We start from the raw sequence: 23756 nt of genomic DNA, 5'->3' as shown, positions 1-23756 counted from the left end.
ATTATTTTTGTGAGGGATTTAGATAATAGAATTGTGCTGGTGTTTTTACTTTTATACTGTTTTCAACTATATTGTTGTTTTTTAGTATATGTCAGTTTATTTCCACTCCAGATACATACTCTCCTTAAGACGAAGGTAAAGAAGTACAATATCAAACAAATAGAGAAAGTTTCTAGATTTATCCTACTTTCTTTAGTCTTAAGCCTATTTTTATGTCTACCTCGTTAGCTTTAATAAATTTTTGTCATAAACAGTTAATTACTAAACAACAATTAATCAAAAAAGGCTGCTTTTTTAATAGTATAAATCATGATTTTTGTAATCTTTAAATTTGTTCTTTATTAAGTATTACTAAATTCAGGTCATCCTAAAAAATTATCTATTATATTAAAAATAGAATTCTGGAATATAGGTACAATTATTTTGAAAAAATGAAAAAAATTAATGTTTCTTATTGTGCTAAATAAAATTTCACATTATTTTAAAAAATGAGTGGGTAAATTAAAGAATTTTAATAATATAATTTTTAAAAGGATAGAAAAGTGATCAATTGAGTTTTTGTCGAAACATACATTGTAAAAGCATTTTGAGGCTTAGTATATAAAATTATAAACGTGATGCTTTTGAATGCGAATTGGATTGATTCGTAACGAATATTGAATAAAATTAATAGATTCATATTTATTACTATTTAACCGTTTAATGCTAGGGGAATTGAAAGGCTAAATAGTAATAAAAGAAGGACCAAAAATTATATTTTCACCAAAACTCACTATTTTAAATCAAATTGTCAATCAAGTATAAAACATAATATGGTAATTCGCTGAGGTGAAAGACGTGTTGCAAGTTCAAAAAAATGTTTCACAAAGTTATTGGAAAAGGTGGATTGAAGATCGTGATTTAGATGCAGGAGATGCGTTAATGCGGATTTATATGCCAATAGTTCATTTCCAAGTAAATCGTATAGCTCAAAGATTACCCTCAAATGTCAGCAGAGATGATTTGCACAGTTTAGCAATGTTGGGGTTATATGACGCATTAGAAAAATTTGATCCGAAAAGAGATTTAAAGTTTGAAACATATGCTTCAATTAGAATAAGTGGTAATATATTGGATGGTCTTCGTAAAGAAGACTGGTTACCTAGATCAATTAGAGATAAGGCAAAAAAAATTGATTTTGCAATTGAAAAGTTAGAACCGGATCTTCAAAGAAAAGCTACACCTGAAGAAATAGCAGAGTATACTGGATATACTTCGATGGAAGTTGTTAATGTCATAAATGATGTGTTTTTCTCTAATCTGTTGTCTATAGATGAACAAATCAAAGATGCAGGAGATGGACAAGTTAATTTTATTCATACAATAAAAGATCATGAAACATTAACACCAGAAGAAATGCTACTGAAAGATGAACAAATAAGGCTACTTGCAAAGACGATTGTTACTGAATTAAATGAGAAAGAACAGCTAGTAATAAGCTTGTATTATCATGAAGAGTTAACATTGACTGAAATTGGAGCAATTATTAATTTATCGACTTCTAGGGTTTCTCAGATTCATGCTAAGTCTATTTTTAAATTAAGGGACCTTTTAAGTAAAAAATAATAGGAGCCTTGTAATTTCTACATTGTAAATTTAGAAATTTTAACAGGCAATTCTATTAGAAATGATCAGTATTAATGATTTTATGTTTTTATTTAGATAAAGGAAATCAGCCTCACATTACTTACTTTATTGACAATTTCTTTTTTTACAATTTAATAAAATATGAAGAAGAATACGATTAAGTTGAATAAATTAACAAAAATTCCCAATACTGATAATGATTCAGTAATTGGGTCAGGTGAATTCTCAATTCACAAATCACTAAATTTATTGCATTCATTTGTTAATCATTTAGTAGGATGAAAATGGAAGATAGAATTATTTAGAGTAAAGGAAAAGCAATCATTGTTGAAACTTCGACAATAATTTCTCGTTTTCTCTTGTAAAATAATGATGTATATGCTATAGTAGTCCATGGTGTTAATACACACGCTTGCCGATTTTCTTATTGGTGCTACCCAGTTTGGGAGTGATAGGAGAAGAAGACGTGAGCGGAGGAAAAAGAACCATTAGGAGGAAATAAAATGTCAGTAATTTCTATGAAGCAATTATTAGAAGCTGGTGTTCACTTCGGTCACCAAACACGCCGTTGGAACCCAAAAATGAAACGTTACATCTTCACTGAGCGTAACGGTATCTACATCATCGACCTACAAAAAACAGTTAAAAAGGTTGAAGAATGTTACAACGTAATGAAAGGTATCGCTGCTGAAGGTGGAAACATCCTTTTCGTTGGTACTAAAAAACAAGCTCAAGAAGCTATTAAAGATGAAGCAATCCGTTCTGGTATGTACTTCATTAACCAACGTTGGTTAGGTGGAACGTTAACAAACTTCCAAACAATCCAAAAACGTGTTAAACGTTTAAAAGATATCGAAAGAATGCAAGAAGATGGCACATTCGAAGTGTTACCTAAGAAAGAAGTTATTCAACTTAAAAAAGAATTAGAACGTCTTGAAAAATTCTTAGGCGGAATCAAAGACATGAAGCAACTTCCTGATGCATTATTCGTTGTTGATCCTCGTAAAGAGCGTATCGCTGTTGCTGAAGCTCGTAAGTTAAACATTCCTATCATCGGTATTGTTGACACTAACTGTGATCCAGATGAAATCGATCACGTTATCCCAGCAAACGACGATGCTATTAGAGCTGTAAAACTTCTTACATCAAAAATGGCAGATGCGATTCTTGAAGCGAAACAAGGCGAAGAAACAACTGCTTAATGAGAAATTGAAAGGTGATAAGAGGTTTTAGCCTTTTATCACCTTTTTTAAAGGTTAAAATAATCGAAAATTGTTTACCTTATAAAACGATTGAATAAAATAAGCTTACATATAGGAGATGAATTATTATGGCAATTACTGCACAAATGGTAAAAGAATTACGTGAAAAAACTGGCGCTGGTATGATGGATTGCAAAAAAGCGTTAACTGAAACTGAAGGTAACATGGACAAAGCAATCGACTACCTTCGTGAAAAAGGTATCGCTAAAGCTGCTAAAAAAGGTGACCGTATCGCTGCTGAAGGTTTAACTTTCGTTGAAGTAGCTGGAAACGATGCAGTACTAATCGAAGTAAACTCTGAAACTGATTTCGTTGCTAAAAACGAAGGTTTCAAAGAATTAGGATCTGTTCTTGCAAAACACATCGTTGCTAACAAACCTGCAACTGTTGAAGAAGCTTTAGCACAAACAATGGAAACTGGTGAAACTGTTGAAACTTACATCAACCATGCAATTGCTAAAATCGGAGAAAAAATCTCATTACGTCGTTTTGAATTAGTTTCTAAAACAGATGCTGACGCATTTGGTGCTTACTTACACAGTGGCGGTCGTATCGGTGTTCTTTCAGTTGTAGAAGGAACAACTAAAGAAGATGTTGCTAAAGACGTATCTATGCATATCGCTGCAATCAACCCTAAATATATCTCTCGTGATGCTGTTTCTCAAGAAGAAGTTGAGCATGAGCGTGGAATTTTAACTCAACAAGCATTAAATGAAGGTAAACCTGAAAACATCGTTGCTAAAATGGTAGAAGGACGTATTGGTAAATACTTCGAAGAAATCTGCTTATTAGATCAATCTTTCGTTAAAAACCCAGACGTTAAAGTAGGTCAATTCGTAAAAGCTGCTAACGGAACTGTTAAATCATTCGTTCGTTATGAAGTTGGAGAAGGCTTAGAAAAACGTGAAGATAACTTTGCTGAAGAAGTAATGAATCAAGTAAAAGGTAACTAATTTAGTTACTTTGAATGAAAATAGGGGACACTATGTGTTCCCTATTTTTTAAAGAAACGTAAATACATAGATGTACGTAAATGGAGGGTATTATGAGTAAAGCAAAATATAATCGCGTAGTATTAAAACTTAGTGGTGAAGCACTAGCTGGCGGACAAGGATTTGGAATTAATCCTTCAGTTATTAAATCAATTGCAGAGCAAGTTAAAGAAATTGCAGAACTTGATGTTGAAGTAGCAGTAGTAGTAGGTGCTGGTAACATTTGGCGTGGTAAAACAGGTAGCGAAATGGGTATGGACCGAGCTACAGCAGACTACATGGGCATGTTAGGTACTGTAATGAACTCATTAGCACTTCAAGATAGTCTTGAAACACTTGGTGTACAATCTCGTGTACAATCATCAATTGAAATGCGTCAAGTTGCAGAACCATATATCCGTCGTAAAGCAATTCGTCATTTAGAGAAAAAACGTGTTGTAATTTTTGCTGCTGGTACAGGAAATCCTTATTTCTCAACTGATACTACTGCTGCATTACGTGCTGCTGAAATTGAAGCAGATGTTATTTTAATGGCAAAAAATAATGTAGACGGAGTATATTCAGCTGACCCATCTATAGATAAAACTGCTGTAAAATACGAAACTCTTACATATTTAGACGTATTAAAAGAAGGTTTAGGTGTAATGGATTCAACGGCATCTTCTTTATGTATGGACAATGATATTCCATTAATTGTATTCTCAATTATGGAAGAAGGAAATATTAAACGTGCCGTACTAGGCGAAAATATTGGAACAATAGTAAGGGGGAAATAAAAATGTCTAATCAAATCATTTCTTTAGCAAAAGAAAAAATGACAAAAGCTGTTTCTGCTTTCTCTAGGGAATTAGCAACAGTACGTGCTGGTCGTGCGAACCCAGCTATCTTAGATAGAGTTTTAGTTGAATATTATGGTGCTCCAACGCCAATCAACCAAATGGCAAATATTTCAGTACCAGAAGCAAGATTATTATTAATTACACCTTACGATAAAACAGTAATTAATGATATGGATAAAGCGATTCAAAAAGCTGACTTAGGCTTAAATCCTTCAAATGATGGAACTGTAATCAGAATTAGTTTCCCACCATTAACAGAAGAGCGTCGTCGCGATTTAGTAAAAGTAGTTAAAAAATCTGCTGAAGATGCTAAAGTAGCAGTACGTAACATCCGCCGTGATGCAAATGATGATCTTAAAAAATCAGAAAAAAATGGCGAAATTACTGAAGATGAATTACGTGGTCTTGTAGAAGACATTCAAAAACAAACTGATTCACATATCGAAAAAATCGATGGAATCACAAAAGAAAAAGAAAAAGAGATAATGGAAGTTTAATACTGCATTGCAAGGTATATCTTACTAGCGCTTAGAAAAATAATGAATTTTTCACATTATGCTATTACATAATTTCATTATTGCATTATAATTAAATAAACTAAGCGCTTTGAGTAAAAAGACCCTCTGTTTAAGGGGGTTTTTTTACTCAATGCTTTAATTAGATATACTTAAACGGAGGATTAAAGATGTTTAAATTAATTTCTTTTTTTAAAAGAAAAAAAGAAGAGAAAAATGTACCTCCAAGTTCGCAATTAAATGGGGTCGACGGAGTAATTCCTGAGCATGTTGCAATAATAATGGATGGTAATGGTAGATGGGCACAAAAGAGGAATCTACCAAGGGTTAAAGGACACTATGAGGGAATGAAAGTAGTTCGAAAAATAGCAAGAACTGCTAGTAAATTAGGTGTAAAGACTTTAACGTTATATGCTTTTTCAACTGAGAATTGGAAAAGACCTAAAACTGAAGTAGAATTCTTAATGAAGTTACCACAAGAATTTCTAGGGACATTTTTACCTGAATTAATCGAAGAAAATGTGCAGGTAAGGTTAACTGGAAATAAAGAGCAATTACCAAGCTATACAACAGAAGCAGTATTAAGAGCAGTAGAGGAAACAAAAAATAATACGGGTATGGTATTAAATTTTGCTCTAAATTATGGATCTAGAGACGAAATTATTTCTGCTGTTAAAAAGATTTCTTCGGATGTATTGGATAATAAAATAAATAAAGAAGAAATTAATGAAGACTTGTTCAATCGTTATTTAATGACTAGTGATTTTAAAGATCCAGATTTGTTAATTAGAACAAGTGGTGAATTAAGGATTAGTAATTTTATGCTTTGGCAAATTGCTTATTCAGAACTATATTTTACAGATGTATTATGGCCCGATTTTACCGAAGAAAGTTTAATTGATGCTATAAAAGAATATCAAAATCGAGCAAGAAGATATGGTGGTATTTAAGAAAGCGGTGAACGAACTTGAAACAGCGTATTATAACAGGAGTTATAGCTGGAGCATTATTTTTAGGATTAGTAATATTTGGTAAATGGCCATTCGGGTTACTTGTATTTGCACTTGGCACAATCGGTTATTTTGAATTGATTAGAATGAAAAAGTTTAATTTATTTAGTGCACAAACTGTACTTGGATTAATCTTAACATGGGTAGCAATTACACCAACTGCTTTATCAAATAACCTTTTTCCTATAGAAATCGGTAAAACTGAAATTTCAATTGTACTAATCCTATTACTTTTATCATATACGGTAATTACAAAGAATACATTTACTTTTGAAGATGCTTCTTTTGTAGTGCTAAGTAGTTTATATGTAGGTTACGGATTTCATTATATGTACGAGATGAGAAATATGGGCATTTCATACTTCTTCTTCCCATTATTCGTAATATGGGCAACTGATTCGGGTGCATATTTTATCGGGAAAGCCACAGGTAAAACAAAACTTTGGCCTGATATTAGTCCCAATAAAACGATTGAAGGTTCGATCGGTGGAATTATTTGTGGTGTAGTAGTTGCAGTAATTTTATCGATTATGTTAACTTTAAATCATTCAATACTATATTTAGTACTAGTAGCTGTTCTTGTTTCGATTTTTGGTCAATTAGGTGATCTCGTACAATCTGCATATAAAAGGTACTACGGCGTTAAAGACTCAGGAAATTTATTACCTGGTCATGGTGGGATTTTAGACAGATTTGATAGTATCATTTTCACATTGCCAATAGTCTATTTACTATTTGCGTTATAGTATTAGTTTTTGTATTTAAGGAGACATATGAAAATGAAGAAAATCAGCTTACTCGGGGCAACTGGTTCAATCGGTATACAAACACTCGATATTATTAGAAATCAATCAAATGATTTTGAATTAGTCGCGTGTTCAGCTGGAAGAAATATTGATGAATTATATAAGATTATTTTAGAATTTAAACCAAAACTAGTTTCAGTTGCAGGTAAAGAAGAAGCTGAAAAACTGAAGAGCTTAGGGATCCCTTCGAAAACCAAAGTTTTATATGGTGAAGAAGGTCTTATCGAAGTTGCAGTCCATGAAGACAGTACAATACTTGTAAACGCTGTTGTTGGAAGTGTAGGTTTAGTTCCAACTATGAAAGCAATCCAAAATGGTAAAACAATCGCATTGGCGAATAAAGAGACATTAGTAACAGCAGGTCATATTGTAATGGCTGAAGCAGAAAAATATGGTGTCTCAATTTTACCAGTAGATAGTGAGCATTCAGCAATCTATCAATGTTTAAATGGTGAAAATCCTAGTGAAATACATAAATTAGTCATCACAGCTTCAGGTGGTAGTTTCAGAGATAAAACAAGGGATCAATTAAAAGATGTTACAATTGAAGATGCCCTAAACCATCCAAATTGGTCAATGGGTGCAAAGATTACAATTGATTCTGCTACAATGATGAATAAAGGATTAGAAGTGATTGAAGCACATTGGCTTTTTAATATGCCATATGAAAAAATTGATGTAGTACTTCATAGAGAAAGTGTTATTCACTCTATGATTGAATTCGATGACGGAAGTGTAATGGCACAATTAGGAACACCTGATATGAGAGTACCAATCGCCTATGCACTAAACTATCCTTCAAGAAAACCAATTAATAATCATAAGCCATTAGATTTAATTAAATTTGGGACACTTCATTTCCAAGAGATGGATTTTAACAGGTTTAAATGTTTGGATTATGCTTATCAAGCAGGAAAAGTTGGCGGTAGTTTACCAACTGTATTAAATGCAGCAAATGAGGAAGCGGTAGCTGCTTTTTTACAGAATAAAATATCATTCTTACAAATTGAGAATTTAATAGAAAACGCTCTTGAAAAACACAATGTATTAAGTAAACCTTCATTAGAAGAAATTCGTAACATTGATGAACAAACAAGACAATTCGTTTCATCACTAATAAAGTAAGGGTGGTAATTACATGAATACAGTTATAGCGTTTGTTGTCATTTTTGGCGCACTTGTATTTTTTCATGAACTAGGACATCTATATTTTGCAAAACGTGCTGGTATATTATGTAGAGAATTTGCGATTGGATTTGGACCAAAGGTTTTCTCATTTTTTCGAAATGAAACTACATACACAATAAGATTATTGCCGCTTGGTGGTTATGTTCGTTATGCCGGAGAAGATCCAGAAATGGTACAAGTAAAGCCTGGATCACATATCGGTTTACAATTTAATGCAATCGGAGAAGTTACGAAAATTGCAGTTGATCAGTTTGACCGTTTCCAAGATCTTCGTTTTGTTGAAGTTGATTCAATAGATTTAGAGCATAAGTTAGAAATCATTGGTACCGAAGAAGGAACTGAAGGCGTTTCAAAATTCAATGTGAATGAAAAAGCGTTCATTTATAGTGAAGGACAAGGACACCAGATTGCTCCGTATAACCGACAATTTAATAGTAAATCCGTAGGAAAAAGAGCGATTGCTATTTTTGCAGGCCCAATGATGAATTTTATTCTAGCTTTAGTGATTTTTATCTTATTGGGATTACTTCAAGGAACTCCAGTAAATGATGCTAAAATTGGTGAATTACTTCCAAAAGGTCCAGCACAAACTGCTGGTCTAAAAGAAGGTGACATTGTTTTATCAATTGATAATAAAGATGTTTCAAAATGGGCAGAAGTAGTTAAAATTGTTAGAGAAAGCCCAAGTAAAGAATTATTATTTAAAGTGAAAAGAGATAGCAAAGTTATTTCGATTCCAATCACTCCAAAATCAGAAACAATCGATCATAAAGTTAATGGATTAATTGGTGTTTATGCCCCTGTTGAAAAAAATGTTTTTTCTTCAGTTAAATATGGCATAACTGAAACAATTGGATGGACAAAAGAAATTGTATTAGCAGTTGGTCATTTAGTATCTGGTCAATTCTCAATCAATAATCTTTCTGGTCCAGTTGGTATTTATCAAGTAACTGATCAGGCTGCACAATCAGGTATTTTCTACTTAATGAAATGGGCAGCATTTTTAAGTATCAACCTTGGTATTATGAATTTATTACCATTACCAGCTCTTGATGGAGGAAGACTAACATTTTTTGCAATAGAAGCATTAAGAGGTCGACCTATTGATCGCCAAAAAGAAGGTGTCGTTCACTTTATTGGTTTTGCGCTTTTAATGTTATTAATGATAATCGTAACTTGGAACGATATTAAAAGATTTTTCTTATAAGAAGCTCTGTTTAATTTAATCGTGTAATTTCATGAATTTTGTTTAAGAATCCGCGACTTACTTGCTTATAAAACGGGCTTAGTGACATATTATTTGTCAATTAGCCCGTTTTAAGTGGGAGCGGATTCTTATCTTACAAAGCTCTTTTTTTAGAATCGTGTATTGTTACATGTGACTTTTAAGTCAACTACGAAAACTACTTTACAAAATATTATTAAAAAGAATATAAGAATAAAAGAAAAATATGAGGTGAACCCTTTTGAAACAAAGTATCGTATATAGTCCAACTCTTCGTGAAGTACCATCAGATGCAGATATAAAAAGCCATCAATTATTATTAAGAGCAGGTTTTATTAGACAAAATGCATCTGGTATATATAGTTTCTTACCTTTAGGAAATAAAGTTCTTCAAAAAGTAGCAAATATCGTTCGAGAAGAAATGAATAATGCCGGTGCGATGGAAATGTTAATGCCATCAATGCAAGCGCAAGAATTATGGGAAGAATCAGGTCGTTGGGATAATTTTGGTCCAGAACTAATGCGTTTACGAGATCGACATGGTAGAGGATTTGCATTAGGAGCAACACATGAAGAAGTTGTAACTTCTATTATTCGCGATGAATTAAAATCATATAAAAAATTACCGATTACACTTTATCAAGTACAATCAAAATTCCGTGATGAAAAACGTCCTCGATTTGGACTACTTCGCGGGCGTGAATTTTTAATGAAAGATGCATATTCTTTCCATGCATCACAAGAAAGCTTGGATGAAGTATATGATCGTTTATTTACGGCCTATAGCAACGTATTTACTCGTTGTGGGTTAAATTTCAGAGCGGTTGTTGCTGATTCAGGAGCGATGGGTGGAAAAGATACGCATGAATTCATGGTGTTATCTGACATTGGTGAAGATACAATCGCATTTTCAAATGAATCTAGCTATGCAGCAAATATTGAAATGGCCCCAGTTGTAACGAATTACGAACCATCTGATGAGAAATTAGAAGAGGTTCAAAAAGTAGAAACGCCAAATCAAAAAACAATCGATGAAGTAATTGAATTCTTAAACTTACCGATTGAAAAAAGCATTAAATCAATTATTTTCAAAGCAGATGAAAGTTTCGTATTAGTGCTTGCTCGTGGTGACCATGAAATTAACGATATTAAATTAAAGAATTATTTAGGTGCACATTCAGTAGAGCTTGCTTCTAAAGAAGAAGTAAAAGAACTAATGAACTGTGAAATCGGATCATTAGGTCCAATTGGAGTAAAATCTGATTTATTAGTATTAGCTGATAATGCAATTAAAGGTATTGTAAATGGTTGCTGTGGAGCAAATGAAGAAGGCTATCACTACATTAACGTAACTGTAAATAGAGACTATAATGTTAAAGATTTCCTAGACTTACGATTTATTCAAGAAGGTGACATATCTCCAGACGGTAAAGGAACTATTTCTTTTGCAAAAGGTATTGAAGTAGGTCATGTTTTCAAATTAGGTACAAAATATTCTGAGTCTATGAATGCAACATTCCTTGATGAAAATGGTAAATCAAATCCAATCATTATGGGATGCTATGGAATCGGTGTATCTCGTACATTAGCTGCAATTGTAGAGCAATATAATGATGAAAAAGGTATTGTATGGCCAAAAAATCTAGCTCCTTTTGATGTACATGTTATTACTGTAAATACAAAGAATGAAGAGCAAGTAACTTTAGCAGACGATATTTACAAAACGTTAAAAGAGATTGGACAAGATGTATTATTAGATGACCGAAATGAACGTGTAGGTGTAAAATTTGCAGACGCTGATCTTTTCGGAATTCCTGTTCGTGTAGTTGTTGGTAAAAAAGCTGCAGAAGGAATTGTAGAACTTAAAACAAGAGATGGACAAGTTAGTAAAGAAGTAGAAATTTCTAACCTTGTGAATGAAATAAATATGTTAAAATAAAATAAAAGTGGAAGCGACACCTTAAGGGAATCGCACACAAATAAAAAGTACCTCTTATTTTTTTAGAGGTACTTTCGATTTTTTTACACATAAAAAGGTTGGTGAAAAAATGGGACAAACTCGTCAGGAGCGGTTTCAGCTATTATTAGATCAGCTTCAATTTCCCGAAGATATGCGAGACCTGTATTTTAAAAACGGGGAAATCGTAAATCTTGAAGTAAGTAAAAGCGAAAAAAAGTGGCAGTTTACTTTTAAAATAGAAAATGTTTTACCTTTTGCAACGTTTCAAGTATTTGTAACAAGTTTATTAAGAACTTTTAAACATATAGCAGATGTTTCAGTCGTTATTAATACAGAAAATCCAAAAATAGATGAACAAAAAGTAATTGATTATTGGTCATTTATGATTCAATCTGTTGAATCGAAATCACCTATATTACAACATGTTGAATCTGCACTACCTTCAGTTGAAAATAATAAAGTAATGATCAATTTAAATAGTCTAATTGAAGAAAATGCCTTTACAAATCGATATGTTCCTCAGCTGCAAGATTTATATCAAAAAGTAGGTTTTCCTAAGTTGTTTTTTGAGAATACGATTAAAGATAATGTTGAAGAAAAAACTGAGTTTCTTGAGAAAAAAGCTGAAGAAGATCGCAAGCGAGCGATGGAAGTACTTGTTGAATTAGAAAAGAAAGAGGCTGCTGAAGAAGCTGAAGGTGATGAGCCTCAGGGGCCTCTTGTTGTTGGATATTATATTAAGGAAACTGAAATTAATACGATCTCGTCTATCATTGAAGAAGAAAAACGAGTCGTTCTTCAAGGATTTGTATTCGATTCTGAAATTCGTGAACTTAAGAGCGGCCGTGTCTTAATTACCTTTAAAATAACTGATTACACGAGCTCTATACTTGTCAAAATGTTCTCTAGAGATAAAGAAGATATCCCTATGTTAAATAGAATTAAAAAGGGTATGTGGGTAAAAGTTAGAGGATCAGTACAAAACGATACATTTGTACGTGATTTAGTCATGATTGCAAATGATATAAATGAAATTACTCCAGATGAACGCAAGGACGAAGCTCCAGAAGGAGAGCGTAGAATTGAGTTACATGCTCATACACATATGAGCCAAATGGATTCAGTCGTTTCAGCAGGTGATTTAGTTAAACAAGCAGGTAAGTTTGGACATGAAGCAATTGCAATAACGGATCATGCAGTTGTTCAATCCTTCCCAGAGGCATTTGGAGCAGGGAAAAAACATGGTGTTAAAATACTATACGGTGTTGAAATAAATCTAGTAAACGATGGTGTACCAACAGCATATAATCCATCTCATGTCTCTTTAGAAGAAGCAACTTATGTTGTATTTGACGTAGAGACAACAGGTCTTTCTGCAGTTTATGACACAATCATCGAGTTAGCAGCTGTAAAGATCCATAACGGTGAAATCATTGACCGATTTGAACGATTTGCAAATCCACATCATCCACTATCTGCAACTACGATTGAATTGACGGGAATTACTGACGAAATGGTAAGAGATGCCCCAAATATTGATGTGGTACTTCGTGAGTTTAAAGAGTGGATGGGTGACGATATACTAGTAGCTCATAATGCCTCTTTTGATATGGGCTTTATTCAAATGGGCTTTAAAAAATATGAAATTGGTATTACAAATAACGGTGTAATTGATACGCTTGAGTTAGCTAGAACTTTGTATCCAGATTTTAAAAACTTTCGATTAAATACACTTTGTAAAAAATTCGATATTAACTTAACACAACATCATAGAGCGATTTACGATGCTGAGGCCACTGGCTTCTTACTCCTAAAAATGCTAAAAGATGCTGCAGAGCAGGATATGTATTATCATGATGAGCTAAATAATAACATGGGGAAAGGTGATGCTTATAAACGAGCAAGACCATCACATGCAACACTATTAGCTACGAATGAAACGGGATTAAAAAACTTATTTAAAATTGTTTCTTATTCTCATATCCATTATCATCATCGAGTTGCAAGGGTTCCTAGATCATTATTAGTGAAACATCGCGAAGGAATATTAGTTGGATCTGCATGTGATAAAGGTGAAGTTTTTGAAGCAAGTGTTCAAAAATCTCCTGAAGAAGCAGAAAAGCTAATGGAGTTTTACGATTATATCGAAGTATTGCCGCCAGAGACACTTTTACATTTAGTGGAATTAGAAATTGTTCGAAATGAACAACATTTAAGAGAAGTCATTTCAAAGCTTGTAAAAATGGCTGAAAAGGTAGAAAAAATTGTAGTTGGAACTGGTAACGTTCATCACTTACAAAAAGAAGATCAAATTTATCGAAAAATATTAGTTGGTTCTCAAGGTGGAGCAAATCCATTAAATCGTCATCGATTACCAGATGTTCATTTTAGAACAACAAATGAGATGCTATCTTCATTCGCATTTTTAGGAGAAGAAAAAGCAAAAGAAATAGTCGTTACAAATACTCAAAAAATTGCTAGTTTAATTGAAGATATTAAACCAATTAAGGATGACCTATATACTCCAAAAATTGAAGGCGCTGAAGATGAAGTTCGTGACATGAGCTATGAAATGGCTAGATCTATTTACGGAGAACAATTACCTGAAATTGTAGAAGCCCGTCTTGAAAAAGAGTTAAAAAGTATTATTGGGCATGGTTTTGCCGTAATTTACTTGATTTCGCATAAACTGGTTAAAAAATCATTAGATGATGGATATCTAGTAGGTTCAAGGGGATCTGTAGGTTCATCATTAGTAGCGACCATGACGGAAATAACGGAAGTAAATCCACTTCCACCACATTACGTCTGTCCTAATTGTAAACACTCAGAGTTTTTCAATGATGGATCTGTAGGTTCTGGATTCGATTTACCGAACAAAGATTGTCCAGAATGTGGTACTGCATTTAAAAAAGATGGTCATGATATTCCTTTTGAAACCTTCCTTGGATTTAAAGGTGATAAGGTTCCCGATATCGATTTGAATTTCAGCGGTGAATATCAACCAACTGCTCACAATTATACAAAAGTACTTTTTGGTGAGGACTATGTCTATCGTGCTGGTACAATTGGTACTGTAGCTGATAAGACAGCATACGGTTACGTAAGAGGGTATGCAAATGATCATAATCTAAATTTACGTGGTGCTGAATATGATCGATTAGCTATGGGATGTACGGGTGTTAAAAGAACAACTGGACAACATCCAGGTGGAATTATAGTAGTTCCAGATTATATGGACATTTATGATTTTTCACCAATTCAATTCCCGGCTGATGATGTTAAGTCTGAATGGAAAACGACACATTTTGATTTCCATTCAATCCATGATAATTTATTAAAACTAGATATACTTGGACACGATGATCCTACCGTTATCCGTATGCTTCAAGACTTAAGTGGAATCGATCCAAAAACGATTCCAACTGATGACCCTGAAGTTATGAAAATATTTGCCGGACCAGAACCTTTAGGTGTATCTGAGGAACAAATAGGTTGTAAGACAGGTACTTATGGAATTCCTGAATTCGGAACAAAATTCGTTCGTCAAATGTTAGAAGATACGAAGCCATCTACATTTTCAGAACTAGTTCAAATTTCTGGTTTATCACATGGTACAGATGTATGGCTAGGAAATGCTTCTGAATTAATTAACAGTGGAACTTGTACACTTCCTGAAGTAATTGGTTGTCGTGATGACATCATGGTTTATTTAATATATCAAGGATTAGAGCCTTCATTAGCATTTAAAATAATGGAATCTGTTCGTAAAGGTAAGGGCGTACCAGCAGAGTGGGAAGAAGAAATGAGAAATAATAAAGTACCTGCTTGGTATATTGATTCATGTAAAAAAATTAAGTACATGTTCCCAAAAGCCCACGCTGCTGCATATGTTTTGATGGCAGTACGAATTGCATATTTCAAAGTTCACCATCCAATTCTTTATTATGCTGCATATTTTACAGTAAGAGCTGAAGATTTCGATATTGAAGCTATGATTGCTGGTCCGAGTACGATTAAAGCTAAAATTGAAGAAATTGCGATAAAAGGATTAGATGCATCAGTAAAAGAGCGAAGTTTAATGACTGTCCTAGAGTTAGCATTGGAAATGTGTGAAAGAGGTTTTTCATTTGAAAAAATGGATTTATATCGATCAAGTGCAGATGAATTTTTAGTAAATGGTAACAAATTAATCCCACCATTTAATTCGATTCCTGGATTAGGAACGAATGCGGCTAAAAATATTGTTGCATCTAGAGAAGACGGAGAATTCCTTTCGAAAGAAGACCTACAACAAAGAAGTAAAATTTCAAAAACAGTATTAGAGTATTTAGATAAACAAGGCTGTTTACAAAACTTACCTGATCAAAACCAATTATCACTTTTCGATGGCTTTTAACAGTTTGCAAAACTTGGGAATTATGGTATAGTAGAGACAGATGTAATTTAGCACGGGATTTTTCTTGAAGAGCAGGGGCAACCTGCTCTTTCTTATTACCCTTATGACCCAATTCATCTCTTGCGTAGTTTGAAACTTGAATTTTAAGTTACAATAATTGCGTAAATTGGAAATACTAAAGATAATTTCCCTGCTAAATAGCAGGGAATTTTCATCTTGTAATGTTTGGAAGGAGGATACTTCTTGAGTAAGAAGGTCACAGAGGTTGTATCAGAATTAGCACAACCAATAATTGAACAACTAGGATTAGAGTTAGTTGATGTAGAATACGTAAAAGAAGGAAAAGACTGGTTCCTTCGAGTATTTATAGATAGTGAGTCTGGAATTGATTTGGAGCAATGTGCTGCAGTAAGTGAAAAACTAAGTGAAGTCTTAGATGAAAAAGATCCAATTGAAAACCTATATTTTTTAGATGTTTCATCACCAGGTGCTGAGCGTCCTTTAAAGAAAGAACAAGATTTTATAAAAGCAATTGGAAAACAAGTTTTCATTAAAACTTACGAACCAATCCTTGACGAAAAGAAATTTGAAGGGAAATTAATTTCCTACACGTCAGAGGAAGTTCAGTTAGAGTTAACAATTAAAACAAGAAAAAAAATGATTACAATTCCAACACCAAAAATCGCAAGTGCTAGACTTGCTGTTACGTTTTTCTAAGTAGGGGGTACTTTTAATGAGTTCGGAGTTATTAACAGCATTAGAAATAATTGAAAGAGAAAAAGGAATTAGTAAAGATGTCGTAATTGAAGCGATTGAAGCAGCTTTAATTTCAGCATATAAACGTAATTTTAATCAAGCACAAAATGTTCGAGTTGATTTTAACCTACATAATGGTTCAATTCGTGTTTTTGCAAGAAAAGAAATAGTTAGCAATGTGTTTGATACACGTTTAGAAATTACAGTTGAAGAAGCACAACAACATAATCCAAATTTTATGGTAGGAGATATCATTGAATTAGAAGTAACTCCTAAAGATTTTGGACGAGTTGCTGCAACTACTGCTAAGCAAGTAGTAACACAAAGAGTACGTGAAGCAGAACGCGGTGTAATTTACTCAGAATATATTGACCGCCAAGAAGATATGATGACAGGTACAGTTCAACGTATCGATTCACGCGCAATTTATGTTAACTTAGGTAAAATTGAAGCAGTACTTCCTGTAACTGAACAAATTCCAACTGAGAAATACAGAATCCATGATCGCATTAAAGTATTTGTTACAAAAGTTGAAAAAACTTCAAAAGGTCCACAAATTTTTGTATCACGTACTCACCCTGGATTATTAAAGCGTTTATTTGAAACAGAAGTACCTGAAATTTATGATGGTGTTGTAGAAATTCGTTCAGTAGCGCGTGAAGCGGGTGACCGTTCTAAGATTTCAGTATATACAAGCAACCCTGATTTAGATCCAGTAGGTGCTTGTGTAGGTCAAAAAGGTCAACGTGTGCAATCAATTGTTAATGAATTAAAAGGTGAAAAAATTGATATTGTACGTTGGTCATCAGATCCAGTTGAATTTGTTGCAAATGCATTAAGTCCATCTCAAGTTATTAGAGTTTTAGTAAATGAAGAAGAAAAAGCAACTACAGTTGTAGTACCAGATCACCAATTATCTCTTGCAATTGGAAAAAGAGGTCAAAATGCTAGATTAGCTGCGCGTTTAACTGGTTGGAAAATTGATATTAAATCACAGTCAGATGCAGATAAAATTGGTATTGACTATACATCACCAGCGCAAGAAGTAACTGTATCTAATGATGATTTCGATGCTTACGCTGACGACTTTAATGAGGAGTGAGTAAACTCATGAATCGAAAAATTCCTTTACGTAAGTGTGTTGTAACACAAGAAATGAAACCAAAAAAAGAATTAATCAGAATTGTTCGTTCTAAAGAAGGAGAAGTATCCATTGATCCAAGTGGAAAAAAATCAGGTCGTGGAGCTTACTTAACAAAATCTGTTGAAGTTGTAAAACAAGCGCAGCAAAAAAATACTTTAGAACAGCAATTAAACGCTAAAATTGATGCTAGTTTATATGAAGAACTTTTAGCGTATATTGAAAAGGAAAAAGCATGACAAACAAAGGATTGTCTTTATTAGGACTTGCAGCTAGAGCTCGTAAAGTGGTTTCAGGCGAAGAGTTAGTTGTAAAAGAAGTCCAACAAAAAAGAGCAAAACTAGTTATTTTGTCAAAGGATGCTTCCGATTTAACTGCGAAGAAAATAAAAGACAAGACAACTTTTTACAATACTCCACTTTGTTATGTTGAAAATCGCTTTGAATTAGGGCACGCTATTGGGAAAGACGCTCGAGTGGTCGTTGCAATTACTGATCAAGGATTTGCAACAAAACTTCAGACATTATTAAATTAATGGACTAATCTGGGGGTGAACGTATGACGAAAATTAGAATTTATGAGTATGCTAAAAAGCAAAATGTTTCAAGTAAGGAAATTATTGAAAGACTCAAGGATTTAAAAATCGAAGTAAAGAATCATATGGCCACAATTGCAGAGGATATTGTTGAAAAATTAAATAAAAGTTTTCAACCAAAGTCTGTAGAGATAAAACAACCCCAAAAAGCTGTGTCCAAATCTTCTTTTAAGGTAATTCCTGCATTTAATGTAGAAGCTAGTGAAGAGCTTGATTTTGAAGTAGACTATCAATTAGAAGATACGAAAGAAAAATCAAAAAAGAACAGTAATAAAAAGAAAAAGACTGATAGCCAAAAGCAAAGCAGTCAAAATGAAGATCGACAAACGACAGGGATAAAGAAAGGCAATCAAAATATGAATCATAAAAATAACTCAACCGAGAACACCTCAAATAAAATTATCTTCTCAGGTTCTTTAAAAGTATCTGAGCTTGCAAAAAAATTAGGTAAAGAACCATCAGAATTAATTAAAAAATTATTTATGCTAGGCATTATGGCGACAATTAACCAAGACCTTGATAAAGATACGATCGAATTACTAGCTAGTGATTACGGAGTTGAAGTTGAAGAGGAAGTTATTGTTGATGAAAATGACTTCGAAAACTTTATTGATGAAGCTGATGATGAAGCTACTCTACAAGAACGTCCACCAGTTGTAACGATTATGGGTCACGTTGACCATGGTAAAACAACTTTACTTGACTATATTCGTAAATCAAAGGTAACTGCTGGAGAAGCAGGTGGAATCACTCAGCATATTGGTGCTTACCAAGTAGAAATCGAAGGAAAGAAAATTACGTTCTTAGATACGCCTGGTCACGCAGCATTTACAACAATGCGTGCACGTGGAGCACAAGTTACTGATATTACGATTATCGTTGTAGCAGCTGATGACGGTGTTATGCCACAAACAGTTGAAGCGATCAATCACGCAAAAGCAGCAGAAGTACCTATTATTATTGCTGTGAATAAAATGGATAAAGAATCTGCAAACCCAGATCGCGTAATGCAGGAATTAACTGAACACGGTATTGTTTCTGAAGCATGGGGTGGAGACACAATCTTTGTTCCTATTTCAGCATTAAACGGTAACGGTGTTGATCAGTTACTTGAAATGATTCTTTTAGTTAGTGAAGTAGAAGAATATAAAGCAAATCCTACTCGCAAAGCACTAGGTACTGTAATTGAAGCTGAATTAGACAAAGGTAAAGGTGCAGTTGCAACTTTATTAGTTCAAAATGGTACATTAAAAGTTGGAGACCCAATTGTAGTTGGTACTTCATTTGGTCGTGTACGTGCGATGGTAAATGACTTAGGTCGTCGAATTAAAGAGGCTGGTCCATCAATGCCAGTTGAAATTACTGGTTTAAATGAAGTTCCTCAAGCAGGTGACCGTTTTATGGTATTTGCTGACGAGAAACGTGCGCGTCAAGTTGGTGAAGCACGTGCTTCACAAGCAGTTCTTCAACAACGTAGTGAAAGCTCTAAATTATCTCTTGAAGATTTATTTGCTCAAATTCAAGAAGGTAATGTAAAAGAAATCAATCTAATTGTTAAAGCTGACGTTCAAGGTTCTGTTGAGGCGATGGCTGCTTCATTACAAAAAATTGAAGTAGAAGGCGTAAAAGTTAAAATCATCCACACAGGCGCTGGTGCAATTACTGAATCTGATGTAATTTTAGCTTCTGCATCTAATGCGATTATTATTGGTTTCAACGTACGTCCTGATGTAAATGCAAAACGTACTGCAGACTTAGAAAATGTAGATATTCGATTACACCGCATTATTTACAAAGCAATTGAGGAAATTGAATCTGCGATGAAAGGTATGTTAGACCCAGAGTTTGAAGAAAAAGTAATCGGTCAAGCAGAAGTTCGTCAAGTATTCAAAGTATCAAAAGTTGGTACAATTGCTGGATGTTATGTAACTGATGGGAAAATCACTCGTGACAGCGGTGTACGTTTAATTCGTGATGGTATCGTTGTATTCGAAGGTCAATTAGACACACTAAAACGTTTCAAAGATGACGTTAAAGAAGTAGCGACAAACTACGAATGTGGTATCACGATCGAGAAATACAATGATATTAAAGAAGGCGACGTAATCGAAGCTTACGTAATGGAAGAAATTAAACGTAAGTAGTAACGAAAAGTGGAAAAAGCTTGCCCAGCTCTGAAGGGAATATCTCCGACAACTTGAAGAAGTGGTGGTTTGTCCACTTCGAAAGTAGTTGGAATATTACCGAAGAGCTAGCTTTTGGAACTAGACACAACGAAAAGTGGAAAAAGCTTGCCCAGCTCTGAAGGGAATATCTCCGACAACTTGAAGAAGTGGTGGTTTGTCCACTTCGAAGGTAGTTGGAATATTACCGAAGAGCTAGCTTTTGGAACTAGACACAACGAAAAGTGGAAGGCGTTTGCTCAGCCCCGACAAGCGTAAGCCAAGGACCAGATAAGGTTGGTTTTTAACCTTTACTGCTATTGGGCTTATGACCTCGAGGGGCAAGTCGCTGGAACTAGACATTACAATATTTTCTTTTAAAAGATGATATTATAATTGGAAATAAATAATGGACTTATCACAATTGAATAAGTTCAGCATAATAAATAATTATTTATACAATTAGTTAAACTAATCGTATGAAAGCACGAATTGTTTTGCTTTGTAAGATTGAGGTGAAAGTATGAAAGTAAGAGCACATCGTGTTGGGGAACAAATGAAGAAAGAACTTGGTGAGATTATCGGTAGAAAAATTAAAGATCCAAGAATCGGCTTCGTAACAGTTACTGATGTTCAAGTAACAGGTGACCTTCAACAAGCTAAAGTCTATATTTCAGTATTAGGTGACGATGAACAACGTCAAAATACATTAATTGGATTAGCGAAAGCAAAAGGATTTATTCGTTCTGAAATTGGTCAACGTATTCGTTTACGTAAGACGCCAGAATTAATTTTTGAATTTGATGAATCAGTCGATTATGGTAATCGAATTGAGACATTGCTAACTCAAATTAATAAAGAGAATAACTGATAATGAATGGATAGGCGAGTGATTCGTCTATCCATTTTTCATCATGCTAAAAAATAAACAATAGGTGATAAGATGAATGGTGTAATTGCACTGAATAAACCAGCGGGTCTTACCTCTCATGATTGTGTCTTTAAAATAAGAAAGATTTTAAAGACAAAAAAAGTCGGTCATACAGGAACCCTTGATCCAGAAGTAACGGGCGTCTTGCCAATATGTGTAGGTGAAGCTACAAAGCTAATACCATATTTAACCGATGATCGGAAAAAATATATTGGTGAAATTACTTTAGGGTTTTCTACAACAACTGAGGATGCTCATGGTGAAATTATTGATCAAAAGAAGGTTGATCGAGTTATTACTCGTGAAGAAATTTTAAATGTATTAAATCAATTAACAGGAGATATAAGTCAAACTCCTCCTATGTACTCTGCTGTAAAAGTAAATGGCAAAAAGCTATATGAATACGCTAGAGCTGGAATTGAAGTTGAACGTCCAACTAGAACCGTTACAATATTTGAAATTATTTTACTTGATGATCGAGAAGTATTTGAAGGAGATACAATTTCTTTTAAATTTGAAGTTTTCTGTAGTAAAGGTACATATATAAGAACTTTAGCTGTTCAAATAGGTGAAATTTTAGGATTCCCTGCTCACATGTCTTATTTAACTAGAACAAAAGCAGGAGCATTTACGATTGATGATTGCGTTACTTTTGCTGAATTAGAAGAAAATGCTAATGATTTTACTTTAGATCGTGTAATGTTATCGATGGAGCAAGCTCTTAATGAGTATCCACGTCTAACTGTGACTACTGAAGAAGAAGTAAGAGTATTTAATGGTGGATTTTTTCCTAATACGATGAACTGTAAAGAAGGGGAATATATTGCAGTTTACAACGAAAATAATAGAATTATTGCAATGTACACTCCAAACCCTAAAAATAATAATGTAATTAAACCGACAAGAGTATTTCATAACCAATAGAAAAAACTATATAAATTTTATTCATTGTTCTATAATGGGAAAAGAGACTTGATTATAGAAAAGGTGATATATATGACAAAAATAATAAAAATCACCCATCCTCATTCAATAAAAAAAGAAGATTGTAAAGAAACGGTCTTAGCACTTGGCTTTTTTGATGGAGTACATAAAGGTCATCAACAAGTCATAAAAGCTGCCAAAGAAATTGCGGATGAAAAAGGATTATTATTATCAGTGATGACATTCGATCCACATCCATCTGCAATTCTTGGAAATCGTGATGATGCGATTTCCTATTTAACACCTTTGGAGCTAAAAGTGAAGTGGATGGAGAAACTTTGTGTAGACCAATTATTTGTTGTTGAATTTTCAGAGGAATTTGCTTCCCTACTACCACAAGAATTTGTCGATCAATACATTATTTCTTTAAATGCAAAACATGTTGTAGCTGGATTTGATTTTTCATTTGGAAAATATGGTAAAGGGAATATGGAATCATTACCATTCCATTCTAGAGGTGAATTTACACAATCAACCATTTCAAAATTCGTTTTAGACAATGAGAAAGTAAGTTCAACACGAATTAGAGAAGCGATAAAAGCTGGTGAAATGGAAGAAGCAACCCACTTACTTGGCAGACAGTATCAAATTAAAGGGATCGTTGTAGATGGTGACAAACGTGGTCGAACAATTGGATTCCCAACAGCTAATATTTCTGTTTCCATTCCGTATGCATTACCTTCAGTAGGTGTTTATGCTGTAAAATGTATTGTTAATGGTGAATTATATGAAGGTATGTGTAATATTGGATACAAACCAACTTTTTATCATGAGTTCCAAAAACAAACAATTGAAGTAAATATTTTTGATTTTAATGAAGATATTTACGGAAAAGAAGTTGAAATTTTTTGGTATGCTAGAATACGTGATGAAAAGAAGTTTAATGGTATAAATGAACTAATCGATCAATTACAAAAAGATCGTGAAACTGTAAAAAATTATTTCAGAGAATAACTAATTTAGAATACTTGCTTTTATAAATAAAACAATGTAATATTAGTAAAGTACTTGAAAAACCGTTGCTTGGCAAATCGATTCACCGACGACTGCTAGGTGATAGGTGTTCAATAATATTATTATGAGGTGAAAAAACATGGCATTAACTCAAGAACGTAAAAACGAAATTATCAGCACTTACAAAACTCATGCGAACGATACTGGTTCTCCAGAAGTTCAAATCGCAGTTTTAACTGAAAACATTAACTCTTTAAATGGGCACTTACGTACTCACAAAAAAGATCACCACTCTCGTCGTGGTTTATTAAAAATGGTTGGTAAGCGTCGTAACTTACTTAACTACTTACGTAACAAAGACATTACTCGTTACCGTGAATTAATTAACAAATTAGGTTTACGTCGTTAATT

The 23756-nt window shown here is 33.6% G+C and carries 20 protein-coding genes; all 20 read left to right on the top strand.

The features are described from left to right. The first annotated feature begins 840 nt into the window (after window positions 1-840). The 20 genes from ACFWM3_RS05095 (at window position 841) to rpsO (ending at window position 23754) form a co-directional block, all read left to right on the top strand. Entirely contained in the window at window positions 841-1605 is a 765-nt protein-coding gene (locus ACFWM3_RS05095) for a FliA/WhiG family RNA polymerase sigma factor (protein WP_390310566.1), read from the top strand. A gap of 524 nt (window positions 1606-2129) precedes the next feature. After that, entirely contained in the window at window positions 2130-2828 is a 699-nt protein-coding gene (rpsB, locus tag ACFWM3_RS05090) for a 30S ribosomal protein S2 (RefSeq protein WP_056470859.1), read from the top strand. A gap of 128 nt (window positions 2829-2956) precedes the next feature. Beyond that, window positions 2957-3841: a translation elongation factor Ts gene (tsf, locus tag ACFWM3_RS05085; protein WP_056470857.1), complete on the top strand. Its 885-nt coding sequence runs from the start codon at window positions 2957-2959 to the stop codon at window positions 3839-3841. A gap of 92 nt (window positions 3842-3933) precedes the next feature. Next, a complete protein-coding gene (pyrH, locus tag ACFWM3_RS05080; RefSeq protein WP_056470854.1) occupies window positions 3934-4656 on the top strand; it encodes a UMP kinase in 723 nt (240 codons plus the stop codon). Between the two features lie 2 nt (window positions 4657-4658). Further along, entirely contained in the window at window positions 4659-5216 is a 558-nt protein-coding gene (gene frr, locus ACFWM3_RS05075; RefSeq protein WP_056470851.1) for a ribosome recycling factor, read from the top strand. A gap of 188 nt (window positions 5217-5404) precedes the next feature. After that, entirely contained in the window at window positions 5405-6184 is a 780-nt protein-coding gene (locus ACFWM3_RS05070) for an undecaprenyl pyrophosphate synthase (protein WP_390310563.1), read from the top strand. 17 nt (window positions 6185-6201) lie between these two features. After that, window positions 6202-6990: a phosphatidate cytidylyltransferase gene (locus ACFWM3_RS05065; protein WP_390310561.1), complete on the top strand. Its 789-nt coding sequence runs from the start codon at window positions 6202-6204 to the stop codon at window positions 6988-6990. A 33-nt stretch (window positions 6991-7023) separates the two neighbouring features. Next, window positions 7024-8175 (top strand): 1-deoxy-D-xylulose-5-phosphate reductoisomerase, encoded by a 1152-nt coding sequence (dxr, locus tag ACFWM3_RS05060; RefSeq protein ID WP_390310559.1) that lies wholly within the window; start codon window positions 7024-7026, stop codon window positions 8173-8175. A gap of 13 nt (window positions 8176-8188) precedes the next feature. Next, on the top strand, window positions 8189-9445 hold the full coding sequence (gene rseP, locus ACFWM3_RS05055; protein ID WP_056470840.1) for an RIP metalloprotease RseP: 1257 nt from the start codon (window positions 8189-8191) through the stop codon (window positions 9443-9445). Between the two features lie 259 nt (window positions 9446-9704). Next, window positions 9705-11402, top strand: coding sequence for a proline--tRNA ligase (locus ACFWM3_RS05050; RefSeq protein WP_390310557.1), 1698 nt, complete (start codon window positions 9705-9707; stop codon window positions 11400-11402). A gap of 109 nt (window positions 11403-11511) precedes the next feature. Next, complete coding sequence (locus ACFWM3_RS05045; protein ID WP_390310556.1) at window positions 11512-15822, top strand: PolC-type DNA polymerase III; 4311 nt, start codon at window positions 11512-11514, stop codon at window positions 15820-15822. A 243-nt stretch (window positions 15823-16065) separates the two neighbouring features. Beyond that, entirely contained in the window at window positions 16066-16539 is a 474-nt protein-coding gene (gene rimP / locus ACFWM3_RS05040; RefSeq protein ID WP_056470832.1) for a ribosome maturation factor RimP, read from the top strand. 16 nt (window positions 16540-16555) lie between these two features. After that, window positions 16556-17680: a transcription termination factor NusA gene (nusA, locus tag ACFWM3_RS05035; RefSeq protein ID WP_056470828.1), complete on the top strand. Its 1125-nt coding sequence runs from the start codon at window positions 16556-16558 to the stop codon at window positions 17678-17680. An 8-nt stretch (window positions 17681-17688) separates the two neighbouring features. Next, window positions 17689-17958 carry an RNase P modulator RnpM gene (rnpM, locus tag ACFWM3_RS05030; protein WP_056470825.1) on the top strand — a complete coding sequence of 90 codons (270 nt, stop codon included), beginning with the start codon at window positions 17689-17691 and terminating at the stop codon, window positions 17956-17958. Next, window positions 17955-18254 carry a YlxQ family RNA-binding protein gene (locus tag ACFWM3_RS05025; RefSeq protein WP_056470822.1) on the top strand — a complete coding sequence of 100 codons (300 nt, stop codon included), beginning with the start codon at window positions 17955-17957 and terminating at the stop codon, window positions 18252-18254. The genes rnpM and ACFWM3_RS05025 overlap by 4 nt, the downstream gene beginning before the upstream one ends. Window positions 18255-18277: 23 nt before the next feature. Further along, entirely contained in the window at window positions 18278-20458 is a 2181-nt protein-coding gene (infB, locus tag ACFWM3_RS05020) for a translation initiation factor IF-2 (RefSeq protein ID WP_390310554.1), read from the top strand. A 541-nt stretch (window positions 20459-20999) separates the two neighbouring features. After that, the gene (gene rbfA, locus ACFWM3_RS05015; RefSeq protein ID WP_025568543.1) at window positions 21000-21347 is read left to right on the top strand and encodes a 30S ribosome-binding factor RbfA; all 348 of its coding nucleotides are present in this window, start codon (window positions 21000-21002) and stop codon (window positions 21345-21347) included. Window positions 21348-21419: 72 nt separating this feature from the next. Beyond that, window positions 21420-22331, top strand: coding sequence for a tRNA pseudouridine(55) synthase TruB (gene truB / locus ACFWM3_RS05010; RefSeq protein WP_390310552.1), 912 nt, complete (start codon window positions 21420-21422; stop codon window positions 22329-22331). A gap of 72 nt (window positions 22332-22403) precedes the next feature. Further along, window positions 22404-23345, top strand: coding sequence for a bifunctional riboflavin kinase/FAD synthetase (gene ribF / locus ACFWM3_RS05005; protein WP_056470812.1), 942 nt, complete (start codon window positions 22404-22406; stop codon window positions 23343-23345). Between the two features lie 139 nt (window positions 23346-23484). Then, window positions 23485-23754, top strand: coding sequence for a 30S ribosomal protein S15 (rpsO, locus tag ACFWM3_RS05000; RefSeq protein ID WP_025568545.1), 270 nt, complete (start codon window positions 23485-23487; stop codon window positions 23752-23754). Window positions 23755-23756: the final 2 nt, after the last annotated feature.

This window comes from Gottfriedia sp. NPDC058432 (assembly GCF_042721555.1).
Taxonomy (GTDB): domain Bacteria; phylum Bacillota; class Bacilli; order Bacillales; family Bacillaceae_G; genus Gottfriedia.
The sequence above is the reverse complement of the archived record's forward strand: the minus strand, read 5'-3'. Positions and strand labels throughout refer to the sequence as shown.